Below are 18,681 nucleotides of genomic sequence, written 5' to 3'. Positions count from 1 at the left end.
GGATCAATCCCGCATCAGCCCGCCATGCACCGCCAGGTGATGACCGAGGTCGGGTGCGCTGCGGGTGACGGGAAGGCGCTGCTTCAAACGCTGCATGGAGAGGCTGCCAGAGACGGACCGGTCGGCCAGCGTAGCAAGCCGTGGGTGGTTTTCCTCTTGTACATCGTCGCTGCCACCCGCTAGCCTGCATGCATGACTACCACTCCCCTACGTTTGCTCATCCACGGTGCATCCGGCCGCATGGGCCAGGCGCTGCTCCGCCTTGCCGCTGACAATCCCGCCCTGCAGGTGGTGGCCGCGGTGAACCGCCGCTCGCCGGCCCAGCGCGTGGTCGAGGGCGTGCCGCATTTCGCCAGCAGCGAGCTGGCTGGTGCCCCCCAGTTCGATGTCGCCATCGATTTCAGCCTGCCCGAGGGCTTCGATCCGGTGCTGGCGCTGTGCGTGGAGCGCGGTGCGGGCTTCGTGTCCGGCACCACCGGCATCAGTGAGGCGCAGCGCCAGGCACTGATCCAGGCGGCCGGCCGGATTCCACTGGTCTGGGCCTCCAACTTCAGCCTGGGCGTGGCGGTGCTGGACGAGCTGGTCGAGCGGGCTGCCGCTGCACTGGCCGGCTGGGACTGCGACATCGTCGAATCCCATCACACCCAGAAGAAGGACGCGCCCTCCGGCACGGCCCTGACCCTGGGCGCGGCGGCGGAGAAGGGCGGGGCGCACCCCCACTACGCCAGCCTGCGCGCCGGCGACATCGTGGGTGAGCATCTGGTCCAGTTCACCGGGCTGGGCGAGCGCATCGAGCTGACCCACCGTGCCACCAATCGGGACATTTTTGCCCGTGGGGCCCTGTTTGCGGCCCGCCAGCTGCCGGGCCGCGCGCCGGGCAGCTACCGGGTCCGGGATCTGCTGGATGGGGCCACGCCGCCCGCCGTCTGAATTGGGGGCCTCCGGGCAGGATGGGCGCGCGCCTGAACCGGCGCTGCGCCCTCCGTCGGCCTGAACAGGGCAATTGCACGCGGATACTGGCGTCGCACCCGGCTTGCCTTTACAATTCCCGCTCGCCGAATCACGACAGCCGGACCGGTCCAGAACCGCAGTCCGCGCTTTTTTGCAGCCGCTTTTTCGTGAAGCGCAGGCGTGACTTCGGCGACCCCTCGGTAGCCAAAGTGAGATTTCCGTGACCCAAGCCGCAATCCTCGTCCTCGAAGACGGCACCGTATTCGAGGGCGAATCCGTAGGCGCGCCCGGCCTGTCCGTTGGTGAGGTGGTGTTCAACACCGCCATGACCGGCTATCAGGAAGTGTTGACCGATCCTTCCTACGCCCGGCAGATGGTCACGCTGACCTACCCGCATATCGGCAACACCGGCATGACCGACCAGGACGATGAAGCGGCCAAGGTGTGGTCGGCCGGCCTGATCGTGCGCGATGTGCCGCGCCGCCCGAGCAACTGGCGCAGCCAGGTGTCGCTGCAGGATTGGCTGATCCAGCGCGGCGTGGTTGCCATCTCCGGTATCGATACCCGCAAGCTGACGCGCATCCTGCGCGAGCGCGGCGCCCAGAACGGTGCGCTGATGGCCGGCGAAGGCCTGAGCGTGGACACGGCGCTGGAAGCGGCACGCAAGTTCCCCGGCCTCAAGGGCATGGATCTGGCCAAAGTCGTGAGCACCGACAAGCGCTACACCTGGACCGAGGGCCAGCTGGATCTGGACAGCAATGCCTTCGTCAACGCCGCACCGCGTTTCAAGGTGGTGGCCTATGACTTCGGCGCCAAGCTGAACATCCTGCGCATGCTGGCCGAGCGCGGCTGCGAGCTGACGGTGGTGCCGGCGCAGACCCCGGCCGCCGAAGTGCTGGCGATGCATCCGGATGGCGTGTTCCTGTCCAACGGTCCGGGCGATCCGGAACCGTGCGATTACGCGATCGCCGCGATCAAGACCTTCCTCGAGAAGAAAGTGCCGGTCTTCGGCATCTGCCTGGGCCACCAGCTGCTGGCGCTGGCCTCCGGCGCAAAGACGGTCAAGATGGGCCATGGCCACCACGGCGCCAACCACCCGGTCCAGGATCTGGACGGCGGCCGCGTGATGATCACCTCGCAGAACCATGGCTTCGCGGTCGATGAGGCGTCGCTGCCGGCCAACCTGCGCGTGACCCACCGTTCGCTGTTCGATGGCACCAACCAGGGTATCGCCCGCACCGACGTGCCGGCGTTCTCGTTCCAGGGCCATCCGGAAGCCTCGCCGGGCCCGCACGACGTCGGCCCGCTGTTCGATCGCTTCGTGACCCTGATGGCCGAGGCCAAGGCGTGATGCGCAGCCCCGCGCTGCTGCTGTCGCTGTTGTGCCTCACCGGTGTGGCCCAGGCCGCGCCGGCCACGGATGCCGAGGTGCGGGCGGTGGTCCAGTCGCTGGGCCTGGGCACGCTGGGCACGGACATGGCCAAACTGATGGTCGAGAACGTGCCGGCGCTCAATGCGCTGCCCGAGACCGATCGCCAGTGCGCGTATGCGCCGATCAAGGGCCTGCTCGACGCGCAGTTCCGTCGCTCGGTGATCAGCGGCCTCGGCAACGACGGCGACCAGGTGATCGCGGAGTGGTCGCGCTTCCTGGGGACCCCGGGCGGCAAGAGCCTCGCCTCGGCCTTTGCCGGTGCCAATCCATCGACGATTGCCGCCAAGGCCAACGCCGACCTGAGTGAAAAGGAACGCGCCGACGTGGCGGCGTTTCTGACCAGCCCGGCCTACACCCGCTTCATCGCCACGCTCGACATCGAATCGGAGCTGCCCGACGACATCGGCGTGCAGCTGGCGAAAGGACTGCAGGACCAGTGCCGGATCGCGCTGAACCCCGACGATATTTCCTGATCGACAGCGTGCGATCACCCCCATCTGCCTCGCTGTCCAGACTTAGAGAAGACAATGCCCAAGCGCACTGACCTTAAAACCATCCTCATCATCGGTGCAGGCCCGATCGTCATCGGCCAGGCCTGTGAGTTCGACTACTCTGGCGCGCAGGCCTGCAAGGCACTGCGCGACGAGGGTTACCGCGTGGTGCTGGTCAACAGCAATCCGGCCACCATCATGACCGACCCGGAGATGGCCGACGCCGTCTACATCGAGCCGATCAACTGGCAGACGGTCGAGAAGATCATCGCAAAGGAAAAGCCCGACGCGCTGCTGCCGACCATGGGCGGCCAGACCGCGCTGAACTGCGCGCTGGACCTGGCCGACAACGGCGTGCTGGAGAAGTACAACGTCGAGCTGATCGGCGCCAAGCGCGATGCGATCCGCATGGCCGAAGACCGCGAGCTGTTCCGCGTGGCCATGGGTGAGATCGGCCTGGAGTGCCCGTCCGCTGCGGTCGCGCACACGCTGGAAGAAGCGATCGACATCCAGACCCGCGTCGGCTACCCGACCATCATCCGTCCCAGCTTCACCCTGGGCGGCAGCGGTGGCGGCATCGCCTACAACCGCGAAGAGCTGGTCGATATCGTGACCCGCGGCCTGGAACTGTCGCCGACCACCGAAGTGCTGGTGGAAGAGTCGGTGCTGGGCTGGAAGGAGTTCGAGATGGAGGTGGTGCGCGACACCGCCGACAACTGCATCATCGTCTGCTCGATCGAGAACCTGGACCCGATGGGCGTGCACACCGGTGACTCGATCACCGTGGCCCCGGCCCAGACCCTGACCGACAAGGAATACCAGCGCCTGCGCGATGCCTCCATCGCCGTGCTGCGCAAGATCGGCGTGGATACCGGCGGTTCGAACGTGCAGTTTGGCATCAGCCCGACCACCGGCCGTGTGGTCGTGATCGAAATGAACCCGCGCGTGTCGCGTTCCTCGGCGCTGGCCTCCAAGGCCACCGGCTTCCCGATCGCCAAGGTCGCGGCCAAGCTGGCCGTGGGTTACACCCTGGACGAATTGAAGAATGAGATCACCGGCGGCCTGACCCCGGCCTCGTTCGAGCCGTCGATCGATTACGTCGTCACCAAGATCCCGCGCTTCGCCTTCGAGAAGTTCCCGGCGGCCGATGCGCGCCTGACCACCCAGATGAAGTCGGTGGGCGAGGTGATGGCGATGGGCCGCACCTTCCAGGAGTCGCTGCAGAAGGCGCTGCGTGGTCTGGAAACCGGCAAGATCGGCCTGGACCCGACCGGTCTGGACCTGTCCAACGAAGACGACATCACCACCATCAAGCGCGAGCTCAAGGCCCCGGGCCCGGAGCGCCTGTTCTTCGTGGGTGATGCGTTCCGCGCCGGTTTCAGCGTGGAAGAGGTGTTCGCGCTCTCGCACATCGACCCGTGGTTCCTGGACCAGATCGAAGAGATCATCCAAGCCGAAGCCGAGGTGGCCGCCGACGGCATCGACGCGCTGGATGCGGCACGTCTGCGCAAGCTCAAGCGCGCCGGTTTCTCCGATGCCCGCCTGGCCGAACTGACCGGCACCAACGAAGCGGCCGTGCGCGCGCTGCGTCGTGCCCACAAGGTGCGCCCGGTGTACAAGCGCGTGGATTCCTGCGCCGCCGAGTTCGCCACCAGCACCGCGTACCTGTACTCGACCTATGAGGACGAGTGCGAAGCGGCGCCGAGCAACCGCGACAAGATCATGATCCTGGGCGGCGGTCCGAACCGCATCGGCCAGGGCATCGAGTTCGACTACTGCTGCGTGCACGCCGCGCTGGCGCTGCGCGAGGATGGTTATGAAACCATCATGGTCAACTGCAACCCGGAAACCGTGTCCACCGATTACGACACCTCCGACCGCCTGTACTTCGAGCCGCTGACGCTGGAAGACGTGCTGGAGATCGTCGAGCTGGAACAGCCCAAGGGCGTGATCGTCCAGTACGGTGGCCAGACCCCGCTGAAGCTGGCGCGCGCGCTGGAAGCCAACGGTGTGCCGGTGATCGGCACCTCGCCGGACTCCATCGATCTGGCGGAAGACCGCGAGCGCTTCCAGCAGCTGGTCGACAAGCTCGGCCTGAAGCAGCCGCCGAACCGCATCGCCCGCAACGACCAGGAAGCCCTGCTGCTGGCGCGCGAGATCGGCTACCCGCTGGTGGTGCGCCCGAGCTACGTGCTGGGCGGCCGCGCGATGGAAATCGTCTACGGCGAATCCGATCTGGCCCGCTACGTGCGTGACGCGGTGAAGGTCTCCAACGATTCGCCCGTGCTGCTGGACCGCTTCCTGGACAACGCGGTGGAAGTGGACGTGGACATCATTGCCGACAAGGACGGCAACGTGCTGATCGGCGGCGTGATGGAGCACATCGAAGAAGCCGGCGTGCATTCGGGCGATTCGTCCTGCTCGCTGCCGCCCTACTCGCTGTCGGCCGAGACCCAGGCCGAGCTGCGTCGCCAGGTGGTGGAGCTGGCCAAGGCCCTGAACGTGGTCGGCCTGATGAACACCCAGTTCGCGATCCAGGCGGGCGAGAACGGCGAAGACATCGTCTACCTGCTGGAAGTGAACCCGCGTGCCTCGCGCACCGTGCCGTTCGTCTCCAAGGCCACCGGCATGCCGCTGGCCAAGATCGCCGCGCGCTGCATGGCTGGCAAGACGCTGGCCGAGCAGGGCGCGACCAAGGAAATCGTGCCGGGCTACTACTCGGTCAAGGAAGCGATCTTCCCGTTCGCCAAGTTCCAGGGCGTCGATCCGATCCTCGGGCCGGAGATGCGCTCCACCGGTGAGGTGATGGGCGTGGGCCGCAGCTTCAGCGCCGCCTTCGCGCGTGCGCAGGAAGCCGGTGGCATCAAGGCACCGCCGCTGGGCAAGGCCTTCGTTTCGGTCCGTGACCCGGACAAGAAGCGCGTGCTGCCGGTCGCCAAGGCACTGCTCGAGCGCGGCTACACCCTGGTGGCCACCCGTGGCACCGGCGCGTGGCTGCAGGAGCACGGTATGGCCTGCGAGATCGTCAACAAGGTCGTCGAAGGCCGTCCGCACATCGTCGATTCGATCAAGAACGGCGAGATCGTCTACATCGTCAACACGACCGAGGGTCGCGCGGCGATCAATGACTCCTTCTCGATCCGTCGCGAAGCGCTGCAGCATCGCGTGACCTATTCGACCACCATCGCCGGCGCCATGGCGCTGGTGCAATCACTGGAATTCCGCGGTACCGGCCCCGTCTGGTCGCTGCAGGAACTGCACAAGGAGTTGAACGCATGAGAGCACCGATCACCCTGAAGGGCGCGCAGCGTCTGCGCGAAGAGCTTGACCACCTGAAGTCGGTCAAGCGCCCGAAGGTCATCGCGGCGATCGCCGAGGCACGCGAGCACGGCGATCTCAAGGAGAACGCCGAGTATCACGCCGCGCGCGAGGAGCAGGGCTTCATCGAAGGCCGCATCAAGCAGCTGGAAGGCGAGCTGTCGCATGCCGAGATCATCGACATCACCAAGCTCAACGCCGGCAGCAAGGTGGTGTTCGGCGCCACCGTCGAGCTGTCGGACGTGGAAAGCGATGAAGAAAAGCGCTACCAGATCGTGGGTGACCTGGAAGCGGACATCAAGCTGGGCCTGATCGCGATCTCCTCGCCGCTGGCCCGTGCCTTGATCGGCAAGCTGGAAGGCGATGCGGTCACCATCGACGCACCGGCCGGCCAGCGCGAGTACGAAATCGTCAGCGTCCAGTACCTGGACTGACGGCGATGGCCACGGCGACGTTGTTGCTGCCGGCGCGCAGCCGGTTTCCGGCGGCGCCGTTGCCCGATGACGTCGCCAAGGCGCTGGGGCGTGCGCAGCGCCGCAGCGCCGAGGCGGGCGAACGCGCCCAGCTGCGTCGGCATTTCCAGACGCAGCCGGACGCGTGGTCTGCCGCCGCCCTGACCCGCCAGCTGGATGTCGGCGATGCCGACGGGGCGGTGTGGCTGCGGGCCGATCCGGCCAACGTGGTGCCGGACATGCACGGTGCTCGCCTGATGGGGCACGGGGATACCCTGCGTCCCGATCTGGCCGATGTCATGCACCTGCTGCCGGCGTTGCAGCCGTTGTTTGCCGGGTTCGGTTTCGTGCTGGATGCCCCGGTGCCGTCACGCTGGTACCTGCGCCTGCCGCCAGGCACCACGCTGCCCGTCTTCGCCGAGCCCGATGAAGTGCTCGGCGATGATCTGTTTGCCCATCTGCCCGAAGGCGATGCCGGACGCCGCTGGCGCGCCCTGCTGACCGAAGCGCAGGTGGTGTTGCACCAGCACGAGTGGAACCAGCAGCGCGTGGCCGACGGCAAACGTGCGATCAACTCGTTGTGGTTCTGGGGCGGCGGTGAGCTGCCGGAGCGCGTGACCACCGCGCATGCCCAGGTCCGCAGCCGCGATGCGCTGCTGCAGGCGCTGGCCAAGGCCGCGGGTCTGCAAGCCGATGGCGAGCAGACCGTGGATGCCCTGGTGGACCTGCGTCAGCTGCGTTCGCTGGAACAGTTGGGCAATGAGGCGATCCGCCCGTTGCTGGCGGCGATTGCTCGCGGGGAATTGAAGCGGCTGGTGCTGGATTTCGAGGACGGCGCCCGCGTGGAGATCGACAAGACCCAGCGCTGGCGGTTCTGGAAGAAGCCGGTGCAGTTGCACGACCTCTGAGTGCGACGATCGGCAGCCGGCCAGCGGCCGGCTCTACCCATGGCAGGGCGGTATCATGGTCACGCACGTCATCGATCGAGCCCGTTTTGACCCAGTCTGAAGCACCCCGTATCCAGCGCCGTCCTGCCGCCGCCGTCGGCGAGTGGCCGTCCTCCATGTTGCCGCTGCTGCAGCGCCTTTACGCTGCGCGCGGGGTGACCGATGCCGCGCAGGCCCAGCCGAAGCTGGCCCAGCTGCATGCGCCGGATCTGCTGGGCAGCATGCAGGCCGCGGTAGCGCTGCTGGCCGATGCGATCGCCACCAACGAACGCATCCTGATCGTCGGCGATTTCGACTGCGATGGCGCCACCGCCTGTGCGGTCGGGGTGCGCGGCCTACGCATGCTCGGCGCGCGCGATGTGGTGCACGCGGTGCCCAACCGCATGCTGCATGGCTATGGGCTGTCGCCATCGCTGGTGGCCGAGCTGGCCCCGCTCAATCCGGGCCTGCTGGTCACGGTCGACCATGGCATCGCCTGCCACGCTGGCGTCAATGCGGCCAAGGCACTCGGCTGGAAGGTGCTGGTCACCGACCACCATCTGCCGGGCGAACATCTGCCGCCGGCCGATGCCATCGTCGACCCCAACATCAGCGGCGATGCCTTCCCGAGCAAGGCGTTGGCCGGCGTCGGGGTGATCTTCTATGTATTGATGGCCCTGCGCCGCCACCTGCGCGAGCAGGGCGCGTTTGCCACGACGCCAGAGCCGGATCTGCTGACCCTGCTGGACCTGGTCGCGGTCGGAACCGTCGCCGATCTGGTCGCGCTGGATGACAACAACCGCGCCCTGGTCTCGGCCGGCCTGCGCCGGCTGCGCAACGGGCAGGGCTGCGTGGGGCTGCAGGCGTTGATCGAGGCCAGCGGGCGTGACGCGTCGCGGCTGACCGGCAGTGACATCGGTTTCGCGCTCGGCCCACGTTTGAACGCGGCCGGCCGGCTGGAAGACATGGCGCTGGGCATCGAGCTGTTGCTCACCGAAGACCGTGCCCACGCGCGTGAGATCGCCACGACGCTGGAATCGATCAACACCGAGCGCCGCGCCGTCCAGCAGCTGATGACCGACGACGCCGAACTGGCGGTGTCGCGGGCGGTGCTCAGTGCCGAGGGCGTGCGCCCGGTCGCCGCCTGCCTGTTCGATGCCGAATGGCATCCCGGCGTGGTCGGGCTGGTGGCTTCCAAGATGAAGGATCGCCTGCACCGGCCGGTGATCGCGTTCGCACCTTCAGAGCCCGGCGGCGACTCGCTGCGTGGCTCGGCGCGCTCGATCCCCGGCTTCCATATCCGTGACGCGCTGGCCTTGGTCAACGCGGCGCACCCGGGCCTGATCGATAAATTCGGTGGCCACGCCATGGCCGCCGGCCTCAGTCTGCCGCACGCGCAGTTGGCCGCGTTCGAGCAGGCCTTCGTGGAGGTGGTGGAGCGCACGCTCGATCCGCTGTCGTTGCAGCAGCTGCTGCTGACCGATGGCGAGCTGTTGCCGCAGGAACTGGATTTCGCCCATGCCGAGGCGCTGCGCCTGGCCGGGCCGTGGGGGCAGGGCTTCCCCGAGCCACTGTTCGATGGTCACTTCCAGGTGGCGCGCTGGCAGGTGCTCAAAGAGAAACACCTCAAGCTGAGCCTGCGCGTGCCGGGCCGCCCCGAGCCGGTCAGCGCCATCCACTTCAGCGGCTGGACCGGCAATGCACCGGCCAACCAGGTGCATATCGCCTACCGGCTGGTCAGCGATGATTACCGGGGCGGCGGCGCGATCCAGTTGATTGTGGAGCACTGCGCCGACGCCTGAGCCCGCCGTTCCACGCGGGCGCGACTTACTTGACGACCCGGGTCACCAGGATCGGCATGTCCCAGGCGCCGCCGGCCGCGACCAGCCGGCACACCCCGGTGGTGGCATCGGCGGTATGTACGAACCGGCGGCATCCCAGGTCCAGCTGTCGCTCGACCAGCAGTCACCCAGGCCGCGGATCTTGTGCGCGGCGTGGATGCTGCCTTCGTCTTCATCGCTGCCGCTCGTGGCCACCAGTTGCGGGTTGAACGGCGCACGATCGTTGGTGACCCAGTAACCCTCGCCCACGTTGTAGGCACCCATCCAGCACTGCGTGGAAACAAGCAGCTTGTCCGCGCTGAGGCGGCGTACCGTCAGCGGTTCGACGCGCTCGCCGCTCACCAGGACATCGCAGGCGTCCGGTGCCAGGGAGGTTTTCAGGGCCGCGCGCAGTGCCGCACTTCCGGCCAGCGCGGCATCGCCGGGACGCGTAGCGACCAGGGCGGCCTGCCTGACCACGGGCACCGGCACCGCCGGCAGCACCGTCGCCTCGGGGCGATTGCCCTTGCGCAGCAGCGCCCCGGGCGTGTGGAGCCTGCCCGCGCCGTGCCAACCCCGTTGCCCTGGGCCTGCCGCATGCGCGTTTGGAGGGTGTCCAGCGGGCGTTCGTGGCAGTGGTTGTTGCGCCCCACAGCTGATCGGTCCTCGACCGCAAGGAAATGAACAGCCGCGCATCTTACTGCTGCACCTTGGTCACCAGGGTCGGCAGATTCCATGGGCCGCCAAGCGTGATTGATCGGCACAGTCCAGAACTGGCCACCGCTGTCTGTACGAAGCGGGTGCCGGTCCAGCTCCATGTAGTGGAGTAAATGCAGTCGGCTAGGCCGCGGCCCCTGTGCCATTCTTCGATGGAGCGCACGTTGTCGCCGCTGCCCGAGTTAGTGACCAGCCTGGGGCGGTACGGGGGGCGGTCGTTGATCACCCAATATCCGTCACCCCTGTTGTAGGCGCCCCGCCAGCACAGATGCGATACCAGCAGCTTGTCTGCGCTCAGACGCTGCACCTTCATGTCTTGAGGGCCTTCATTGGAGGTGTCGTTCCATGTCGGTTGCAGGGCTTCGCAATCGTCGGCCGAGACGGTTGCAATCAACGCTTCGCGCAGCGCGGCCGACGAGGCCAGCGCTTTGTCGGCCGGCCGCGTGGCGACTATGTTGGTCAGTTTCATGATTGGCATCGACACGGCGGGCAGTACCGTGCTCTCGGCTTTCGTGCCTTTCCGCACGAGCGCGCCGGGCGTGCCGATCCGTCCCTGGAATTCATCCAACTTCAACAGCACCGCCGAAGCGCCGCGACCAGACAGCGTCCAGCGTCTGCCGTCGTCGCCGATCAGCGCGATGCGGCTGTTGCCTATCAGTGCCGTGAGCATGGCGCTGACCTGCGCAGGCAACAACGTGGCGGTGCCATCGGCTGCGTTGTACCTCAGCGGGCCCAACCTGGCGTCGTCGATCTGCAGCGACAGCCGCAGGGGCAGCTTGATTTCGCCGAGCTGGCCAACCATGAGCTCGGCCTTCACCCGCTGGTCCGGGCCCGCCCGCCGGGTCAGCAGCACCGATACCGGTGCATGCTCGCCATCGTCAGGCTGATAACCTGCGGCACGGCATGTCCGGGTGTTGTCGCAGGCCAGAGTCCAATCACCGTGGTCAAAGGCGATGCCTTTGATGGGCGGGGCAGCCAGAGCAGTAGGCGAAGAAAGAAAGCAGAGCAGCAGGGCAAGGGTCGGCTGGCTGGCGAGCAGGCGCATCGTGGGGGGGCCTGTGCGGGGGTTCACAGTGTCCCTGCTGGCGAGCGCGACGGCCATGCAACGAGTACGATTCGGTTCCCTCTGGTCAGTCAGGGTCGGTCACGGCGACGTCGGGTATTGCAGATGCGATCGCTACTCCTGTACTTCGGTCACCAGCGTCGGCATCTCCCAGGCGCCACCGGCGGCGACCAGGCGGCACAACCCGGTGCTGGAATCGGCCGTCTTCACGAACTGCGAGCCGGTCCAGCCCCACGTGGTGGTGGACCAGCAGTCGCCGAGGCCACGGCCCTTCTGCGCCTCCTGGATGGTGCGCACCTCATCCCCGACCGCTGCCGTGGTGACCAGCCGCGGCTGATACGGCGCGCGGTCATTGATCACCCAGTAGCCGTCGCCGGTGTTGTAGGCCCCGCGCCAGCAACTCAGCGACACCAGCAGCTTGTCGGCACTGAGCCGCTGTACGGTCAGCGCTTCGGGTTCGCCGTCCGGTGACGGGCTGCCGCCGGCGCCCAACGCTTCGCAGTCGTCGGCCGACGTCACCGCCGCCAGCGCGGCGCGCAGCGCGGGCGACGCGGCGAGCGCCGTATCCGCCGGGCGGGTGGCCACCGGCGTGCCCAGCTGCACGACCGGCACCGGCAGTGCGGGCGGCACCGAGGACTCGGCCAGCGTGCCCTTGCGCATCAGCGCACCGGGTGTGCCCAGGCGGCCCTGGAACGCATCCATCTTCAACAGCACGGCCGCAGCCCCTGCATCGGAGACCGTCCAGCGCGCACCATCGTCACCCGTCAATTCGATGCGGCTGTTGCGTGTCAGCGAGGCGAGCAGGGCGGCGAGCTGCTTCGCGGAGAAGGTGGCGGTGCCCTCGGCGGCATCGAACTGCATCTGGCCCAGCGAGGTGCCATTGATACTCAGGCTGAGCCGCTTGGTGGCCGTGTTGTCGTCGTACTGGCCGAGCATCAGTTCCGCCTGGACCGGTTGATCCGGCCCGCCCGCGCGGGTGAGCAGGATCGAGACCGGGTCGCCGCCATTGTCATCGGCCTGATAACCGGCGGCGCGGCAGGTGCGGGTGTTGTCGCAGGCCAGCGTCCAGTCGTGGTGGGTGAACGTCACGCCCTCGATGGGGGCGGCGGCGTAACCGGGCAGGGCGAGCCCCATCAACAACGGGGCGGTCAACAACAGGCGCATGCGGCATCCTTGGTCCATCAATCCGTGGAGAGCGATCTTGGCCCAGCGCGGATGAGGCGTCCATGACCGGAACAGGCGATTGCCACCGCTCAACCCCGTTGTGGATCGCGGCGCGTTCAATGGAGGGTCATCGGATCAGGAGCGTCACATGGGACTCGCACTGCGCAGTATCGGTCTGCTCGCGCTGCTGTGCTGGCAGCTGCCCAGCGCCCACGCACAGCCACGGCGTTTTCCCTCGCCACGCCCACCCATCCTGCAGGTCGCCGGTGCCGAGGTGCCGGTGCGGTTGACCGAGGCCCACATCGACAGCCGCGTCGTGGCAGGGCTCGGCGAAACCACGATCGAATTGACCTTCCACAATCCCAATGCGCGCGTGTTGGAAGGGCAGCTGGAGTTCCCGTTGGCCTACGGCCAGCAGGTGGCCGGTTTCGCACTGGACATCAATGGCGAGCTTCGCGATGCGGTGCCGGTACCCAAGGCGCAGGGACGCCAGGTCTTCGAGGCGATCGAACGCCGCCAGGTCGATCCGGGTCTGCTGGAACAGACCGCCGGCAACCAGTTCCGGCTGCGCCTGTATCCGATCCCGGCGCGTGGCGAGCGGCGCGTGCGGCTGGTGCTGCGTGACAGCCTGCCGCTCGTGCCGCAGGGTCTGCACTGGTCACTTCCGGTGTCCTTCGCACGCCAGGCCGAGCAACTGACGCTGCGGTTGGAGACCAGCGGGACCGGCAAGCCGGTCGCCGTGGGCGTCAATCCTCTCGGGTTTACGTTGAAGGCCGGTGCCTACGCGGCGCAGTGGCAGGGGCGGGGCGCCGATCTGCCTGCCCAACTGCAGTGGAGCCTTCCGCTTGCGCGCAGCACTGACCTGGTCACCGGGCTGCATGATGGGCAGCGCTATCTGCTGGCCAGCGTGCCGGTCCGCACCCCGACCGCCGCGCGCGTCCTGCCCGCGCGCATCGGTCTGCTCTGGGATGCCTCCGGTTCGGCCGGTACGCGCAACCGTGCGGCTGAGCTGGCCGTGCTGGATCGCTATTTCCAGGCGTTCGGCTCGGGTCAGGTCCAACTGACGGTGCTGCGTGACCGCAGCGAAGCGCCGCGTGAGTTCCCGATCACCCGGGGCGACTGGTCGGCGCTGCGCGAGTATCTGTTGGCGCTGCCCCACGATGGCGCCAGTGCGCTGGGCGACTGGACGCCGAACCGCACCATCGGCGAGTACCTGCTGGTCAGCGATGGCCTGGCCAACTATGGCCGCCAGACGTTGCCCACCCTGCCGCCCGATCAGCGCCTGTATGCATTGAGCAGCGCCGGTGCGAAGACCGACGCGCCGCGCCTTCGTGCGTGGACCAGCGCCCATCATGGTCAGCTGCTGCAGCTGGGCAGCGAGGCGGAGGTGGAGGCGGTGATGCCGCTGCTGCTGCTGCAGCCCGCCGAAGTGAGCGATGTGCTGGCACGTGGCGTGGAGGACGTGAGCGTGGATGCCTCGCGGGCTGCGCAGGGCTGGATTCGCGTCACCGGCCGCGTGCTGCGTCCCGATGCGACGGTGCTGCTGTCCCTGCGTGGTGGCGACAGCGATCCGCAGCCGGTTACGCTCAACGTCGCGAACGCGCGTGCGGTCGACGGCGGCCTGGTCGCTCACGCGTGGGCGAATGACCGGTTGGCAGCACTGGCGGCGGCCCCCGCCGGGGCGCCGGAGGCCAAGGCGCTGGCCCGGCAGTTCGGGATCGTGACGGCCGATACGTCGCTGCTGGTCCTGGAGACGCTGGAGGACTATCTGCGCTATGGCATCCGCCCGCCGGCCCCGCTGCGCGCGGCCTACGACCAGCGCCATGCGTTGACGGTGGCGGACTTGGCAAGCGAGCGGAAGCGCCGCCTGGATGGCATCGCCCGCCAGTTCGCCGAGCGCGAGCAGTGGTGGAATACCCGCTGGCCCAAGGATGCGCCACCGCAACCCAAGCAGGAATCCCGATCCGTCGCCGCGCCGGTGGCCATGGCGATGGCCGCGCCACCGCCGGCACCTGCGGCGCCGATGGCGCTGGACCGTGTAGAGCTGACCGCCTCGGCGGTTGCCGATCAGGCAGAAGCTACCACCGAGCGCCGCGCCAAATCGGCACCCAGGGCCAACAACGGCCAGATCACACTGACGCTTGCGCCGTGGGCACCGGATTCGGCCTATGCACGCCGCCTGCGCGATGCAACGCCCGCGCAGCTGTATCCACTGTATCTGCAGGAGCGCGAACAGCACGCCGGCAGCAGCGCGTTCTATCTGGACGTGGCCGATCTGCTGCTGGCCAGCGGACAGCGGGAGCTGGCCCTGCGCGTGCTCTCCAACCTCGCCGAGATGGACCTGGAAAACCGCCACGTGCTGCGCGTGCTCGGCTATCGCCTGATGCAGGCCAAGGCGCCGGCGCTGGCCGCGCCGGTGTTCCGCCAGGTGCTGGCGATGGGCGAGGAAGAGCCGCAGAGTTTCCGTGACCTGGGCCTGGCGCTGGAAGCGGCCGGGCAGTACCAGGCGGCGGTGGCATCGCTGTATGAAGTGGTGGTACGCCCGTGGGATGGCCGCTTCGACGGCATCTCGCTGATCGCGCTGGACGAACTGACCCGGCTGATCGCGCGCGAGCGTGTGGATGCCTCGGCCATCGATGCACGCCTGCGCCGTGCGATGCCGCTGGACCTGCGCGTGGTGCTGAGCTGGGACAGTGACAACAGCGACATGGACCTGTGGGTCACCGATCCCAATGGCGAGCGCGCCTACTACGGCAACCGGCTGACCTACCAGGGCGGGCAGATGTCGCAGGACTTCACCGGCGGCTATGGCCCGGAGCAGTTCTCGTTGCGCGATGCCAAGCCGGGCATCTACAGGATCGAAGCGAACTACTTCGGCAGCCGCGAGCAGCTGGTCACCGGTGCCACCACCTTGATGCTGCGCCTGAGCACCCGATGGGGCAGCCGCGACCAGCGCGACCAGCAGGTCACGCTGCGGTTGAAGGACCGCGCGGAGACGGTGCTGGTCGGCGAGTTCGAGGTGAAGTAAGCACCCGCAAGCGGACCCCGTGAGGGCCGCCGCCGTTTATTCGACGGCGGCGGCCCGAGGCAGGCTGCGCGCCGCCTGCGGCCAGTACCCCGCCAAGGCAATGCCGCCCATGAAGATCGCCGCGTTGCCGATGGCATTGAACACCACCTCCACCACCGCTGCGTCAGGGAGTGCCAGTGCGACGGCGACTGCCTCCAGCACGGGGCTGATGACGAGATACAGCCCGATGACGGCCATGACGCGCCCGATCCGCTGCCACGGTGTGTACGGATCCAGCGGCCAGCCGCGCCAGTGCAGGAAGGCGAAGACCAGCAGCAGCCCCAGATACCGCCCCGCGCTGTCTGCCGGGACGAACTCGGTCGTCAGCGCCGCTGCCGTCACGCAGATGCCCAGGGTGGCGAGGATGAGGTGGCGGGTTCGATTACGGCGCGCGGGCGCTGGCAGGCACTGCCAGGCAAGCCAGCCCAAGGCCATCCCGACCAGCCAGCCGCCCAGCACATCGGACAGAAAATGCCGCCCCAGGTACATCCGAGAGAGCGCCATCAGCAACGGCCAGCCGATCAGCAGCGCGATCCGCCACCCGACACTGCGGATGCCGAAGCACAGCACCACGGCTGCCATCGCAGCCGTCGCCACCCCCACATGACCGCTGATGAATCCGTAGTCCGGATCTGGCTGCGCACGCAGGGCGGCAATCGCTTCATCGGTCGGCAGCGTCCAGAACGATCCGGCAGCGCCATCGGCGGCCAGCGCGTGGTCCGGCCGGCCCTTGTCCAGCACGTGGATGTCGACATCGCTGGGGCGGGGCAGGGCGGCACCCTGCTTGATCGCGTGCGTGGCCATCGACATCAGCAGTACCGCCAGCATGATGCCCAGCCCCGCGCGAAGACGCACCCCGAAACTGCACACCACGATCAACAGCACGTAAGCCCACTCGTAGCCGAGCGTGCTGACGAAGCTCATCAGCGGCAGCATCCATGCGGCATCGAAGAACGACTGCAGCCACACATGCAAATGGGTCTGGAACATCCGTATTCCTCAGTGTCGGGCCACCGCCCGCGTGACCGGCAACGATAACGGCTCCCGGCGCAGTCCGAACAGTGGGCGCAGCCAGCCAACGCGCCGGATCAGCCCTTCGTACAGCACCAGGCAGCCGGCCATCGTCCCGGCCAGCACCAGCAGCGGCTCCCACCACGGCCCCAGCTGCAGCGGTTTGAGCCAGAACAGCAGCGCGATGATCAGGCTCTGGTGCAGGATGTACCAGGGATACACCGCCTCGCTGCAGTACGGCAGCCAGCGGAACGGGCGATCCAGATACACCTTGGCCCAGCCGAGCAGGGTCAGCAGCACGGCCCACAGGTACAGCGACTGGCTGGCCATCACCTGCAGCGTCCAGACACTGTCCGGCCACTGCCGCAGCACCGAATCGGCCGGCAACACCCGCCCCAGGAGGCGGATGCCGAAGTACCAGCTCGCGGCAATGACCGCCACCCGCAGGGTGGTCCGGCGCAGCTCGACCACGCGCGCCCAGAACGGGGTGGCGCGGGCAAGCAGGTAGCCGGCCAGGAATACCGTGCCGTACTTGGCGTGCTGGTACCAATCGCCAAACAGCAGGTTGGTGGACGGGAAGCGGGGATCGAGCCAGGCTACCCAGCCGAAGGAGAGCAGGCTGGGCAGCCCGATCAGCAGCGGCGCCGGCGCACGGGCGAAGCGCTCCACGGCGCGATGCATGGCAGCGGTATCCAGCACCGGCATCAGCAAGGCCAGCACCAGCGTGTAGACCCACAGGTAGGCCAGGTACCACAGGTGGTTCCAGGTGATGCGCAGCTGCCAGCCGGCAAAGCTGTCCTGCGCCCAGGCCGGCATCTGCCAGTAGCGCAGCAGGAACGCGCCGAAGCCGGGCTCGATGCGGCCGTTGGTCACTGCCTCGCAGTAGGGTTGGATCGGCACCACCACCCACATCCCGAACACCAGCGGCAGCAGCAACCGCCACGAGCGCAGCACGGCAAAGCGCACGATGCCTGCCTCCGGCCGCATCAAGGCGATGGCGGTGCCCGAGAGCAGAAACAACAGCTGCATCCGCCAGCGGTTGACCAGCAGCATCGGCCATTGCAGCCACTCGGCGGTGTGGTCGCTCTTGAGATGGAACCCCCAGCCGTCCACGTAGGCCATGGCGGTGTGATACAGGATGAGCAGGGCGAAGGCGAGTACGCGCAGGGCGTCGATGTCGTGGCGGCGTGGCATGGACGGGGCAGGGAGGGCAGGAGCCTCCACGGTGCGCACTGGCACGGGGTTCGGCCACGCCAAAGGGCTCTGCCGTGGGTGCCAAGTGACCAATGGCGGTCGCCAAGGGACGGGCGGGGCGCACTACCATGGCGTGATGAGTCAGGCTGACGACCCTTTGCGAATGGATGATTCAATGGCGAACGGACGTGCCGCGCGGTGGCGGCCGGGTGCGCGGATGCTGGTGTGGTCGGTGATCCTGCTGACTACCGCGGTGGCCAATGCGCTGGTGGAAGTGATGGATGCGGGCCGCCGTGGCGAAGACCTGGGCCTGTGGCAGCCGATGATCTGGGAGTTGAGCAGCGTCGCGATGATCCTGCTGACGTTGCCGGTCCTGTGGTGGGGCTGCCAGCGTTGGCCGCTGCACGCCGATACCTGGAAGCGACGGCTGCCGCTGTATCTGCTGGCCAGCGTGGCGTGGTCGCTGGTGCATGTGACCGGGATGATGGGGCTGCGCCATTTAGCCTATGCCGCGCTCGGCTACCACTATCAGGACGATGCCACCTGGCCGGTACGCCTGATGTACGAGTACCTCAAGGATGTCCGTGCCTTCTTCAGCTTCGTGGCGATCGAGCACTTCTTCAGTTGGTTCGGGCGACGCCGGCAGGGCGAAGCGCATCTGCTGGCCGCGCCGGACGATGCGCCCCCGGTGGACGCGGTGGAGCGTCCGGAGCGGTTCCTGGTGCGCAAGCTGGGCCGCGACTTCCTGGTCGCCACCGGTGATATCGAGTACGCCCAGGCGGCGGGCAACTACGTCAATCTGCGGGTGCGCGGGCACGACTACCCGCTGCGCAGCACCATGGCGGCGCTGGAAGAGCGATTGGATCCGGGGATCTTCGTGCGTGCCCACCGCAGCTGGCTGGTGAACGTGCGGCACCTGGTCTCGATCGAGCCGCTGGAGGGGGGTGAGGCCCTGCTGCACATGGACGATGGCGGCCGGGTGCCGTGCAGCCGCCGGCAGCTGCCCTCATTCCGGCAGGCGCTGGCCGTGCAGGCACCGGCCTGACCTTGCCTGGCTGACCGGCACCCGGGCGGA

Annotated in this window: 14 protein-coding genes; 9 read left to right on the top strand and 5 right to left on the bottom strand. The window is 67.7% G+C overall.

Annotated features, from left to right (window positions below):
* Nucleotides 1-192: 192 nt before the first annotated feature.
* The 7 genes from dapB (at nt 193) to recJ (ending at nt 9,372) form a co-directional block, all read left to right on the top strand.
* A complete protein-coding gene (dapB, locus tag ABE472_RS01015) occupies nt 193-930 on the top strand; it encodes a 4-hydroxy-tetrahydrodipicolinate reductase (protein WP_313218216.1) in 738 nt (245 codons plus the stop codon).
* A gap of 241 nt (nt 931-1,171) precedes the next feature.
* A complete protein-coding gene (gene carA, locus ABE472_RS01010; RefSeq protein ID WP_313212716.1) occupies nt 1,172-2,302 on the top strand; it encodes a glutamine-hydrolyzing carbamoyl-phosphate synthase small subunit in 1,131 nt (376 codons plus the stop codon).
* Complete coding sequence (locus tag ABE472_RS01005; RefSeq protein WP_346462690.1) at nt 2,302-2,856, top strand: hypothetical protein; 555 nt, start codon at nt 2,302-2,304, stop codon at nt 2,854-2,856. Before carA ends, ABE472_RS01005 begins: the two co-directional genes overlap by 1 nt.
* Nucleotides 2,857-2,910: 54 nt before the next feature.
* Entirely contained in the window at nt 2,911-6,153 is a 3,243-nt protein-coding gene (gene carB, locus ABE472_RS01000; protein ID WP_313218218.1) for a carbamoyl-phosphate synthase large subunit, read from the top strand.
* 8 nt (nt 6,154-6,161) lie between these two features.
* Nucleotides 6,162-6,626: a transcription elongation factor GreA gene (gene greA, locus ABE472_RS00995; protein WP_026069738.1), complete on the top strand. Its 465-nt coding sequence runs from the start codon at nt 6,162-6,164 to the stop codon at nt 6,624-6,626.
* Nucleotides 6,627-6,631: 5 nt separating this feature from the next.
* Nucleotides 6,632-7,552: a phosphoglycerate mutase gene (locus tag ABE472_RS00990; RefSeq protein ID WP_313218219.1), complete on the top strand. Its 921-nt coding sequence runs from the start codon at nt 6,632-6,634 to the stop codon at nt 7,550-7,552.
* Nucleotides 7,553-7,707: 155 nt separating this feature from the next.
* The gene (recJ, locus tag ABE472_RS00985) at nt 7,708-9,372 is read left to right on the top strand and encodes a single-stranded-DNA-specific exonuclease RecJ (RefSeq protein ID WP_346465229.1); all 1,665 of its coding nucleotides are present in this window, start codon (nt 7,708-7,710) and stop codon (nt 9,370-9,372) included.
* 42 nt (nt 9,373-9,414) lie between these two features.
* Here the strand turns inward: recJ and ABE472_RS00980 are convergent, their stop codons facing one another.
* The 3 genes from ABE472_RS00980 to ABE472_RS00970 form a co-directional block, all read right to left on the bottom strand.
* A complete protein-coding gene (locus tag ABE472_RS00980; protein WP_346465086.1) occupies nt 9,415-10,086 on the bottom strand; it encodes a DUF1176 domain-containing protein in 672 nt (223 codons plus the stop codon).
* Nucleotide 10,087: 1 nt separating this feature from the next.
* A complete protein-coding gene (locus tag ABE472_RS00975) occupies nt 10,088-11,152 on the bottom strand; it encodes a DUF1176 domain-containing protein (protein WP_346465084.1) in 1,065 nt (354 codons plus the stop codon).
* A 132-nt stretch (nt 11,153-11,284) separates the two neighbouring features.
* Nucleotides 11,285-12,334: a DUF1176 domain-containing protein gene (locus ABE472_RS00970; protein ID WP_346465082.1), complete on the bottom strand. Its 1,050-nt coding sequence runs from the start codon at nt 12,332-12,334 to the stop codon at nt 11,285-11,287.
* Between the two features lie 148 nt (nt 12,335-12,482).
* On the opposite strand from ABE472_RS00970, the gene ABE472_RS00965 reads away from it, so the two are divergent.
* On the top strand, nt 12,483-15,362 hold the full coding sequence (locus ABE472_RS00965) for a VIT domain-containing protein (protein WP_346465080.1): 2,880 nt from the start codon (nt 12,483-12,485) through the stop codon (nt 15,360-15,362).
* A gap of 36 nt (nt 15,363-15,398) precedes the next feature.
* Here the strand turns inward: ABE472_RS00965 and ABE472_RS00960 are convergent, their stop codons facing one another.
* Together ABE472_RS00960 and ABE472_RS00955 are read right to left on the bottom strand one after the other, a co-directional pair.
* Complete coding sequence (locus ABE472_RS00960; protein ID WP_346465078.1) at nt 15,399-16,391, bottom strand: phosphatase PAP2 family protein; 993 nt, start codon at nt 16,389-16,391, stop codon at nt 15,399-15,401.
* Nucleotides 16,392-16,400: 9 nt separating this feature from the next.
* Nucleotides 16,401-17,606, bottom strand: a complete 1,206-nt coding sequence (locus tag ABE472_RS00955; RefSeq protein WP_346465077.1) for an acyltransferase — start codon at nt 17,604-17,606, stop codon at nt 16,401-16,403.
* A 175-nt stretch (nt 17,607-17,781) separates the two neighbouring features.
* Here ABE472_RS00955 and ABE472_RS00950 point away from each other — a divergent pair, with 175 nt between their 5' ends.
* Nucleotides 17,782-18,651, top strand: a complete 870-nt coding sequence (locus ABE472_RS00950; RefSeq protein ID WP_313218226.1) for a LytTR family DNA-binding domain-containing protein — start codon at nt 17,782-17,784, stop codon at nt 18,649-18,651.
* Nucleotides 18,652-18,681 lie beyond the last annotated feature (30 nt).

It is taken from the genome of Stenotrophomonas sp. TWI809, assembly GCF_039673205.1.
Lineage (GTDB): Bacteria > Pseudomonadota > Gammaproteobacteria > Xanthomonadales > Xanthomonadaceae > Stenotrophomonas.
The sequence above is the reverse complement of the archived record's forward strand: the minus strand, read 5'-3'. Positions and strand labels throughout refer to the sequence as shown.

What these genes read in the sequence shown, in the direction of transcription:
- dapB (WP_313218216.1), top strand. Translation starts at nt 193, where the DNA reads ATGACTACCACTCCCCTACGTTTGCTCATCCACGGTGCATCCGGCCGC.
- ABE472_RS01005 (WP_346462690.1), top strand. Translation starts at nt 2,302, where the DNA reads ATGCGCAGCCCCGCGCTGCTGCTGTCGCTGTTGTGCCTCACCGGTGTG.
- carB (WP_313218218.1), top strand. Translation starts at nt 2,911, where the DNA reads ATGCCCAAGCGCACTGACCTTAAAACCATCCTCATCATCGGTGCAGGC.
- ABE472_RS00990 (WP_313218219.1), top strand. Translation starts at nt 6,632, where the DNA reads ATGGCCACGGCGACGTTGTTGCTGCCGGCGCGCAGCCGGTTTCCGGCG.
- recJ (WP_346465229.1), top strand. Translation starts at nt 7,708, where the DNA reads ATGTTGCCGCTGCTGCAGCGCCTTTACGCTGCGCGCGGGGTGACCGAT.
- ABE472_RS00980 (WP_346465086.1), bottom strand. Translation starts at nt 10,086, where the DNA reads ATGCGCGGCTGTTCATTTCCTTGCGGTCGAGGACCGATCAGCTGTGGG.
- ABE472_RS00975 (WP_346465084.1), bottom strand. Translation starts at nt 11,152, where the DNA reads ATGCGCCTGCTCGCCAGCCAGCCGACCCTTGCCCTGCTGCTCTGCTTT.
- ABE472_RS00970 (WP_346465082.1), bottom strand. Translation starts at nt 12,334, where the DNA reads ATGCGCCTGTTGTTGACCGCCCCGTTGTTGATGGGGCTCGCCCTGCCC.
- ABE472_RS00965 (WP_346465080.1), top strand. Translation starts at nt 12,483, where the DNA reads ATGGGACTCGCACTGCGCAGTATCGGTCTGCTCGCGCTGCTGTGCTGG.
- ABE472_RS00960 (WP_346465078.1), bottom strand. Translation starts at nt 16,391, where the DNA reads ATGTTCCAGACCCATTTGCATGTGTGGCTGCAGTCGTTCTTCGATGCC.
- ABE472_RS00955 (WP_346465077.1), bottom strand. Translation starts at nt 17,606, where the DNA reads ATGCCACGCCGCCACGACATCGACGCCCTGCGCGTACTCGCCTTCGCC.
- ABE472_RS00950 (WP_313218226.1), top strand. Translation starts at nt 17,782, where the DNA reads ATGGCGAACGGACGTGCCGCGCGGTGGCGGCCGGGTGCGCGGATGCTG.